Origin of the sequence: Christiangramia aquimixticola, assembly GCF_048285835.1 — a bacterium.
In the GTDB taxonomy this organism is placed as follows: domain Bacteria; phylum Bacteroidota; class Bacteroidia; order Flavobacteriales; family Flavobacteriaceae; genus Christiangramia; species Christiangramia aquimixticola.
The window spans coordinates 1-8,546 of the sequence record NZ_JBLVTL010000008.1; the positions used below are offsets into that span (position 1 = coordinate 1).

Genomic DNA, 8,546 nt, shown 5'->3' on the forward strand with positions numbered 1-8,546 from the left:
TAATGGGATGAGTGAAAATCCGATTAAAATAATTTTCTGATGAAGCGAAAAGCTGGTTTCTAAGATTAATTTCTCTTGTTTCATTTTCTTAGTAATTCACAATGTAAGAATTGTGGGTAACGGTCCCGGTTAACGCAAGTTTGCGGAGTAAGGGACGCGGATTTGTCGGCTTAGTGTTTTATTAGTTGGTCAAGTTAATTTATTTTTTTCTAACGGTACCGCCTATTTGCGATAACCGTTGTTAGGCACAGTACAATTACATTCCGTAATATTTTTTGATTATTTCGGTCAATATACCACCAGCAGTACTTACACTTATTTCCCAACTCCCATCTAAGGATTTTCCTATCATATTCTGAATCCACCTATTAACCTTATTACCAAATTTATTACTAGTTGTATTAGGCAATTCTTTACTCAATAATTCAATTAATTTATCAGCATCTTCTTTGCTAAGACCGACTTCTTTAATACTCTCTCTAACTTCAGATTTATTTCCTTTAGAAATTTTGACTTTTGGCTTAAAATTAGCTTTGTTACCAGTGTTTATGACATTCCCATCACCCGAATTATTAATGATGGTTTTATTCATTATTGTGGTGATTTCATCGTTTTTACCTTTTAGATCTTTTATCTCAGTTAAATTCCCAAATTCTTCATCTACCTTAAGGGTAAAGTCAAGTAATTTATTTCTAACTATAGAAATTATTTCATTAATAGCAGTTATTGCAATTGTTTTTCTAGCACTTAATATTTGATAAAATGGATTGCCCATATTTCTAATATTATCTTCAATAATTGAAATTAATTCGGCAGATAAATTCTGTTCTAAACTACTAGTTTCTGTTTTTTCCAAAGTGGTTTCTAAACCACTAATGCTTTGAAAAAAGTAAATATGGTTTAAATCTTTGATCAATTTTTCACTTAATCCGGTGGTTGGTAAAGCGTTGTTAGTGTACTTCATGCCTGCATTTATGAAATTTCCGGATAGATGACATTTATATATTCTATAATCGGGAAGTTGATTTGCTGAATCGTATCCTTTTAATTCATTATTTACCCAATTTAGTAATTCGGAGTTATTAATTCTTGTAGCTAATACCTTGGTTTTTAGCATTGGAGATGTAATCGATTTTTTAGAATCGACAAGCTCATTTATAATATCACTTAATAACTTCATTTTGTGTATTGTGCCTAACGGTCTCGGTTATAGCCAGTTGGCGGAGAAAGGGACGCGGATTTGTCGGCTTAGTGTTGGATTGTTGATCAAGTTAATTATTTTCTTACTAACGGTGCCGCTTATTGGCGATTAACCGTTGTTAGCCACAGTTTTTTACTCTTCATTTAGTTCAAGAATTTCACTAATCAAATCATGATTACTAAATTTAGTCATCGCTTGATTAATAGAATAAGAGAGAGCTGTTTTAGTCTCAGGGCAATATCCTACATACGTGCCGTAAAATCCATAATGTCCATAATATATATTCCCATTGTAATTTGTTTCATAGATTCCTAGACCATATCGATCCTCATTGTTTTTACTAAATTTTACGTCTATCATTTTTTCTAAAGACTGTCGATTTACTAGTTTCGAATTAAAGAGTGATTTTATGAATATTATCAAATCATTATTGGTGGAAACTAAACCTCCACCTGACCAATCGAAAGAAGTATTCATTTTTGAAAAGTTCAAATTTCCTACATACTGATCAATTAAATTAGGTTTCTGTAAAGGTTCCTCATAGAACTCGAAGTACGTTTCTCTCATTTGGAGAGGTTCTAATATTCTATTTCGTACAATCTGCGCTAGCGATTTTTTTTCAATTTGCTCAATTATTAAACCTAATAGGACATAATTCATATCTGAATAATACCACCCTTTATCAGGTTCGTTATGAGACATCTTATTTAAGTCCAAATTATAATATAATTCAATGATTAATTCTGAAGAATATTTCTTGTCTGGATTCTCAAAAAAATAATCGAAAAACTCTTCTTCTTTATCAGTATAGATATCTGCTAGGCCCGTTCGGTGAGAAAGTAAATTTTTTATGGTTATTTCATCTGCAAATTTTCTATCATTTATCGTATGCAAGTTTTCAAAATTAAGAAATGAAATACTTTTCAGATATTTTGAGGCTTTTTCGTCTAAATCCAATTTTCCCTCCTCCATAAGCTGGAGAACTATTGTCGATACAAAAAGTTTTGTACTACTTGCAATTCTAAATTGCTCATTACCTGTAACTGGAATTAGTTCTTCCCCTTTTATTCTTACTCCTGCGCTATAACTTCTTCTATGGTTCAAATGATCTAGTTGTATTAAGATGTTTTGAACTGGGTGTTCAGATGCTAAGTCAATTTTTGAATCAATTAAAGCATTAGTTTTATCAACTTGACTAAATGTAAATAGTGGTAAAATCGAAATTATAATTAGTAGGGCTCTCATTTTTAAAATTGTGGCTAACGGTCTCGGTTATCGCCAGTTGGCGGAGTAAGGGACGCGGGTTTGTCGGCTTAGTATTGGTTCGTTGGTCAAATTAATTATTTTCTTTCTAACGCTGCCGGCTATTTGCGATAACCGTTGTTATGCAGCGTTAAGCACCAGAATAATACTCGTTTAAACAGGAGAGGTTGGAAATATCTTTAATTTCTTCAATCTTATTAGTTTCTGAGTTTGCTTTCCAGGCTTTTAAGATTTCTTGAATTGTATCTTTTTCAGTTTTTCTCAAAACTGCAATTATTTCTTCTGGAAGTGTATTTTTCATTTCACAATATCCAACTGATATATAAGTATTGCTATTTAGATCTTTAATCTTAAGTGTATCAAGAATGGAATAATGTTCTTGGTTGTTTTCATTCAAAGTTACCTTGTTAAAAAGTAGAATATTTTCCCTATTTCTTTTTAAGTGAGTAATTCTATGAGTTGCATCATAACCCTCTTTCGCATACGAAGTATCTGTAATTTTATCGTATTCTTCAAAAATTGACAATTCTTTATAATCTGAAAATGATTCATTAAATAAGTCAGATTGATTGCGAGGAGTAGTTTTGTTCTTATTGTTACAACTCATTAATAGAAGCGAAAAAGTCAGTAGTGTAATTAGTTGTCTCATAATTTTAATGCTGCATAACTCGTTATATCAAAACGAATATAGTATTTTATCCCAATAGGTTACGGGATAAACGCAGGTTTGAAAATTCTTTAGCCTTTTTGCCAAATAGGAATTATATAATCCACAATATCCCATCCTTCATCTTTTTCCTTTTTTGAGGACTTTTTCTTTACCAGATCTGAAATCATAAAATGTATATTCTTCGGTAGGTCTTTTACCTTGTCATTCCATAGATCATAACATCCAGCATCTGGAAAGAGAATAACTTTGCGCTTAGCTAAAGGTTTAAGGAGATCATACTTCAGGTTCATCAGTCCGCCAGTGGCCATCCATATAAACTCCGGAAAGGCTATAGAAGCTATAATTGCTGACTTTTCGCTTTCCACCAGGGCTATGGGTTTATTTTTATCAGAGTTCAGTAGGTGTAATCCAAAGAGGCATTGTTTTAGACTGAAATTTTCGAGTTTTAGCATGGAGTGTACCCAATTGATTTTAGACTTTTTACCTGTCTCTTTATTGTACTGAATAATTTTTCCAGTTCTTACCCTATTTTGGTTATCAATTTGCCAGAAGATTGTAGCTCCAGGCCATTTTTGTGAGGTGCCTATTTTATACTTTTCCTTAACTACCTCTAAGGCTTCAGGATTTAGAACGTTATCTAAAAATAGCAGAAAATTATTCTGTTGACTCTTCTGTAAACTTTTAAATAGGTGATCTTCATTGATGAACGAAGGTTTTAAACCCTTATTCTTTCTTAGACGGAGAAGATCTATACCCGGCTTGGGTAAAATCTCAAAATCTCTCACCGAGGATAAGGTTTCGATGTCCTGGAAAAAATCTTTAGGTGGGTAGTGGTAGCCGCATTTTTGTATCCTGTCACACCTTCCTACGTTCTCGGCTAAATATTCATTTTTTTCGGTATCAATATACCTAGTGAAAGTTTTTTTCTTGTTGCAACTGGGGCACCGGTATTTGCTTTTTGGAGACACATAGGGTTCCAAAATGAATCTGAACTGAGACATATAATGTTTATAGGAATATGCATTTAATGCACTTTCTACACTTTAAGTGCAGAAAGTGCTATTAATGTTACTAATCTAAATCTTTTTTTTCGGCAAATACAACCATTCCTGTATTTTTCCTTTTAGAATCAAAGCCTTCGTTTTTAAGTCGTTTTGAAAAGGTACGCCTGGAACAAGCCCTATTATTATTTTCAGAACAGAAGATTCGATAGTCCTGATATAGGTCTTTAAGCATTATTTCCTCCGTTGTGGAAATTAAATAATTGGAATCATCTACAAAGTTTAGAACGCTATCACTCTCTCGTCTAAATTTTTTAATCTCATCTTCAACTATTTTGCTTGGAGTAAATCTGCCATTTTTCAAAAGACGGTTCATCCCAATTAAGATCCAATTAAAAATTCCCGGCAATTCATATTGAATAATCTTAGTTGATAGGTTTTTATCTTGATCTTCTTCTTTAATTGTAACTTCGAATGGAATTATTAAAAAACGTCTGAAAAATGCATGAGTATGCTCAATTTCTGATGGCAATTCATTGCAGTTAAACATTAATCGAGCATAGTCCTTCATGATATATGACGATTTATAAACTGGCCGCACATCTATTGGTTCTTTAGAAACTAATTTTTTAAACATTTCAGACTGAACACTGGTACTGGTTTCGCTACAATAATTAAGTAGTTTGTCGGCGATCATAGCTCTGGAATCCTTATCCTTAGTCAGACTTTCCAGACTGTAATTAGATAAATTTTCTATTCCCAGGATGGCGCTAATTATATCGAAGACTACACTTTTTCCATTGGAGCCTGTGCCATATAAAAAGAGAGCCTTTTCGAGTTTAAGAACGCTATTTTGTATAAAAATTGATCCCAGGTATTCGGCAAGTATATTGTGAAGTTCTGCTTTTGGTATTACTTCGTTTAAAAATTTAATAAAAAGGTCTGGTGTCGCATGCTCATCATACTCGAAGGGCAATTGATAAGTCAAGAAATCCACCTTTCTAAACTCTCTTAATTTCTGAGTGTTTTCATTTATTTCGAAGGTTCCGTTTTTGAGGTTAATGAGGGTTTTACCGGCTTCCGGTTCAACCTGTTGCAGTTTGCCTTCCGCTTCAAATTGTTTGTATAGATCTTCTTTGAACTTAAAAAATTTAGCGTCGAATTTATTCACACCCATTTTCAAAGCAGCCTCCCCAAGGAAATACCTAAATATGTCTTCTTCTACAGTCTCCCAATATTCTGAATTGAAAAGATATATTTTTCCATTTCTAAAAATAATATCCAGATCAAGCTCTTTGGATTTTTCAAGAACAAACTGAATGGATAATACTAAATAATGTTTTCGAGGTAGAGGTTTATCATCATCTTTAAAGTCAGCTTCGATTTTAAAATCTTTTTCCTCCAGATTTTGAAGTATAAATTTTAAAAGTTGAGGAATTGATTTTTGTTTATTTACATGCTTTGATTCTTCTAATAAATCAGAAATGTTAATAGTTGGTTGCTCATTTTTAATCACTTGAGGTATATTTTTTATATTTGTCATTGGTAAAAATTATGTCCTTAATGGAAGTGCATAAACTAGGCTTCAAAATTGACTTGGCGGTTATTTTGAAGCTTCTTCATTTGAGTCAAGAAGAATTTTCTCAAGATCAGATCTTCTAAATCTAATCCTGTTACCAATTTTATATTTAGTAATGATGCCTTCCTTACCCCAGGTGTGGATAGTAACTAGGGATACCCCAAGAAGTTCAGATGCCTCTTTTCTGGTGATCCAAATTGTTGGTTCTTTAGGACGAAAATCTTTAGAAAGTCTTTTAAGTTCTTTACTAATTCCCTCCAAGAGTTCTTTTTTTAATTCTTCAGGGGTGATCCCGTAAAGCTGAGTAATTGTTTTCATAATAAATTAAATTTTAAATTATTTTCAGTCAAAGTTATAAATGATCATTGTAGCGGATCGCTGATTTATAGTGATTTAACATGGATTGACTTAACTTATTATAACTTTCTGCTATTTAATCCAATTTAACCCAGTTTGAGGTGATTTCGGGTGATTTAACCCAATTTGAGGTGAAACAGGCATTTCGAAAATTAAAATTAATTGGACTTCAAATTTTGAAACTGTTAACTTTTACGGGGAGTATCAGTCGATGCGATAGTGCAATTAAGTGAAGTTAAGTAGCTTTTAAATAAAGGGGTAATAATGGATATGTAGAACTCTTGAAATGCCTGGTGAAAAAAATAATAATAAGAGGAAAGCTTAGTTAAGAATATTAACCATCATTAATGAGGTGGGTAGTATCTAAAAGAATTAAATTCGTTTAACTAAGTAGAGAGTGAATTGTATATTATTAATCTCAATTTAGTCCTGAAGCTTGTTCATTTATTCCTTTTTGAATTTATTAAAAGATTGATTGGATCCTTATTACAAAAAAATATTCTGAAGAGTTTTACATCTAACTATTGAAACAATTCTTTCCATTGAACTAGTTTCATATTCTATTTTATCATAATCCTCATTAGGGTCGCCAAGAAATTGAGTGTGCCACTCTGAAGGAGCTGTGTCTCTTATTAAAATTTTACGGACTTGCTCCACGAGTAGATTTAAATCTCTCGTAATTGTATCTGCAAGAATATCAAGAAACAAATTTAATTCAAGTTGGAAGTTGGGGCTAAAAATCATGTCTTTACCGTGGACTCTGTGGATCTCAAAATTGGGAATTGTCCGTAATAATTACGGATTAAGTCAATGTATTCCTTTTCATCTCTATCCTGAAGTATATCTAAAATTCGATACTTTTCAAACTCTAGATTCACATGATCATCTTCCCGAAATAGTTGGCAGCTAATATTTGATAGCTAGGAACTTATTATTATTTAGAAGGCACCGATCGTTCTTTACTTTTTCAAATATTTATTTGTGGATGTCGGTATCTTCAATTCCTCCTTCTTCTTAATCTTCTGGAATAAAATCTAATTCGTCTAAAATTATATCCAATAGTTTTATTTGAGTAGTAAGTGTCAAATTTGGGTAATTTAATTTGATATTCGTTTTCTTTCGTTCCTTTGATTATATAAAATCTTGAACCTCCAACGGCAATCTTTATATTGTCCTTCGGCCTGTTCTATTACTTCTTTTAGAATGTTATCTAATTCTGAAAAGGGAGCTTTTCCACAGAGTTTTTTTTACGACAAGGCTTATTGCTGCTTGGGCGTCTTCTTTTCGGGTCCAATCGATTTGTAAATTTTTCTTTACCGATTCTACCACTTTATGAACCAGATTCTGAATAGGACCTGCTATGTTTAAAAGCTTTTCATTTGCCGATAATAGATCATAAAATGCTAATTCATCTTTGGTTAAGCCAAGCTGTTTGGTTCTAATGTCATCTTGTTGAAATTGCTTAGCAATATCTATTAAATGCATGATGGCAGCTATTAAATCTAAACTATTCTTGTTATAGTTACTTAAAACCTTTTCAAGCTCGTCTTTAAGTCTCCTCATTCGCTTGATGTTCTTAGTCATTCTCACTCTAAGTTTATCATCAATAATACGCCTCAGTAATTCAATTTTTATATTCTCTTCGCCCTTTTCCTTTACTATTGCCTGAAACCTGTCATCTATAATAGAAATATCAAATTTATCCAGGTCATACATTTTAGCCAGATCTACAATTTCATGAGATTCCAGAGATTTATTGATGAGATCTTTGATGCGTTCATTCTTCTCTCGTTGCGGACCAAGAGGAAATTTTGTTTTTCTAATGGTCTGCCTGATCTTTTGAATAACTCTAACTTCCTCCTGGATTTCCCAAATTCTTTTATCTAAATTCGTCATGGCTACCAGCTCCGATAGCTTTCTCTCTTCACGAAGGAAATTATCGGTGACATCACCTGACTTCAGTAGGGCATTCATCATACTCTTAGATCATTTCAATTTTTGAAGATCCGTCAAGATATTCAGCCCTTCTAAATCGAAATTATTCATTAGACCCTTTACGGTCTCTAACTGTTCAAAACATAGCTTAACGGCTAATTCAAGATCTACGGTAGTTTTACTTTTCCGCCGCCACCTGTGTGAATTTCACGATTTGGTTTACATATTGGATATAGGAATGATAAATTAAATTACTATTCCTGTAGGGAGGGAATGAAACAATTATTGTAGAAATTCCGAGAATTCGAATAAGATCTTAGCCATTGCTACCGTTGCAACGGTTATTTATAGGGAGCCGTTGCAACGGTACATCAAGGACTGTTGCATAACCGTTGATTAACCGTTGCGGTTACTTTTTAGTTTGCCTGTGGTTCTATAATTCGATATATGTAGACTTGAAGTTCTAAGCCCTAACAATTTCACCTATTGCATAGAGAAGTAAATTTTAAAAGATACTATTATAATCAAGTTTGTTAAACT

Annotated in this window: 7 protein-coding genes; all 7 read right to left on the reverse strand. The window is 32.6% G+C overall.

Going from position 1 to position 8,546, the window contains the following annotated elements:
• Positions 1 to 256: 256 nt before the first annotated feature.
• The gene (locus ACNKXV_RS13160) at positions 257 to 1,180 is read right to left on the reverse strand and encodes an AbiTii domain-containing protein (protein ID WP_417908203.1); all 924 of its coding nucleotides are present in this window, start codon (positions 1,178 to 1,180) and stop codon (positions 257 to 259) included.
• 153 nt (positions 1,181 to 1,333) lie between these two features.
• Positions 1,334 to 2,446 (reverse strand): serine hydrolase domain-containing protein, encoded by a 1,113-nt coding sequence (locus ACNKXV_RS13165; protein WP_417908204.1) that lies wholly within the window; start codon positions 2,444 to 2,446, stop codon positions 1,334 to 1,336.
• Between the two features lie 148 nt (positions 2,447 to 2,594).
• Complete coding sequence (locus tag ACNKXV_RS13170) at positions 2,595 to 3,113, reverse strand: hypothetical protein (protein ID WP_417908205.1); 519 nt, start codon at positions 3,111 to 3,113, stop codon at positions 2,595 to 2,597.
• 89 nt (positions 3,114 to 3,202) lie between these two features.
• Positions 3,203 to 4,135, reverse strand: a complete 933-nt coding sequence (locus tag ACNKXV_RS13175) for a DUF6371 domain-containing protein (RefSeq protein WP_417908206.1) — start codon at positions 4,133 to 4,135, stop codon at positions 3,203 to 3,205.
• 70 nt (positions 4,136 to 4,205) lie between these two features.
• A complete protein-coding gene (locus ACNKXV_RS13180; RefSeq protein WP_417908207.1) occupies positions 4,206 to 5,678 on the reverse strand; it encodes a DNA primase family protein in 1,473 nt (490 codons plus the stop codon).
• Positions 5,679 to 5,738: 60 nt separating this feature from the next.
• Positions 5,739 to 6,032, reverse strand: coding sequence for a helix-turn-helix domain-containing protein (locus ACNKXV_RS13185; RefSeq protein WP_417908208.1), 294 nt, complete (start codon positions 6,030 to 6,032; stop codon positions 5,739 to 5,741).
• 1,245 nt (positions 6,033 to 7,277) lie between these two features.
• Entirely contained in the window at positions 7,278 to 8,048 is a 771-nt protein-coding gene (locus tag ACNKXV_RS13190) for a type I restriction enzyme endonuclease domain-containing protein (RefSeq protein ID WP_417908209.1), read from the reverse strand.
• Positions 8,049 to 8,546 lie beyond the last annotated feature (498 nt).

Excerpts from the sequence above, each read along its gene's own strand:
- ACNKXV_RS13165 (WP_417908204.1), bottom strand. The coding sequence starts at position 2,446 with ATGAGAGCCCTACTAATTATAATTTCGATTTTACCACTATTTACATTT.
- ACNKXV_RS13170 (WP_417908205.1), bottom strand. The coding sequence starts at position 3,113 with ATGAGACAACTAATTACACTACTGACTTTTTCGCTTCTATTAATGAGT.
- ACNKXV_RS13160 (WP_417908203.1), bottom strand. The coding sequence starts at position 1,180 with ATGAAGTTATTAAGTGATATTATAAATGAGCTTGTCGATTCTAAAAAA.
- ACNKXV_RS13190 (WP_417908209.1), bottom strand. The coding sequence starts at position 8,048 with ATGATGAATGCCCTACTGAAGTCAGGTGATGTCACCGATAATTTCCTT.
- ACNKXV_RS13180 (WP_417908207.1), bottom strand. The coding sequence starts at position 5,678 with ATGACAAATATAAAAAATATACCTCAAGTGATTAAAAATGAGCAACCA.
- ACNKXV_RS13185 (WP_417908208.1), bottom strand. The coding sequence starts at position 6,032 with ATGAAAACAATTACTCAGCTTTACGGGATCACCCCTGAAGAATTAAAA.
- ACNKXV_RS13175 (WP_417908206.1), bottom strand. The coding sequence starts at position 4,135 with ATGTCTCAGTTCAGATTCATTTTGGAACCCTATGTGTCTCCAAAAAGC.